A 904-nucleotide genomic window follows, 5' to 3' on the forward strand; every position below is an offset into this window, starting at 1 on the left:
TTAGTAGCTTCTTCAGAAACGTTAGGAATATCGTTTGTTAACTCTTCATTTCCTAACTTAGTATCTCTAACCTCTAATGAATAATCATCAACGTGGATAGAAGTAAAAATATCATCACGAACTACTTTTTCAGAAATTACAATCGCATCCTCGAAGTTGTACCCTTTCCATGGCATGAACGCAACTTTTAAGTTTCTACCTAAAGCTAATTCTCCATTTTGAGTAGCATATCCTTCAGACAATACTTGTCCAGGAACAACTCTGTCACCTCTTCTTACGATTGGTTTCAAGTTGATACTTGTACCTTGATTGGTTTTTCTAAATTTAATTAAGTTGTACGTTTTCTCATCAGCATCAAAACTAACCATTCTCTCGTCTTCTGTACGATCGTATTTAATAGTAATGATATTAGCATCTACGTATTCAACAGTACCATGCCCTTCAGCATTGATCAATACTCTTGAGTCAGAAGCTACCTGACGCTCTAAACCTGTACCAACAATCGGTGCTTCAGGACGGATCAAAGGAACTGCCTGACGCATCATGTTTGAACCCATCAACGCACGGTTCGCATCATCATGTTCCAAGAAAGGAATCAAAGATGCAGAAATCGATGCAATCTGGTTAGGAGCAACGTCTGTATAATGAACAACTGATGGTTCAACAACTGGGAAGTCACCTTCCTCACGAGCAATTACATTGCTAGCTGTAATTTTACCAGTTTCGTCCATTTCAATGTTTGCCTGAGCAATCATTTTACCTTCTTCTTCTTCAGCACTTAAGTAAACTGGAGTACTTTCTAAATCAACTACACCATTTGTTACTTTACGGTATGGAGTTTCGATGAATCCCATTCCGTTAACTTTTGCATAAACACCAAGAGATGAAATCAAACCAATGTTTG

At 37.8% G+C, this 904-nt stretch carries 1 pseudogene; it reads right to left on the minus strand.

The window, feature by feature from the left end:
- Window positions 1–904, minus strand: a pseudogene (rpoB, locus tag B3J44_RS12905) (DNA-directed RNA polymerase subunit beta); the annotation flags it as partial.

This window comes from Flavobacterium sp. UBA4854, assembly GCF_002399805.1.
In the GTDB taxonomy this organism is placed as follows: domain Bacteria; phylum Bacteroidota; class Bacteroidia; order Flavobacteriales; family Flavobacteriaceae; genus Flavobacterium; species Flavobacterium ginsengisoli.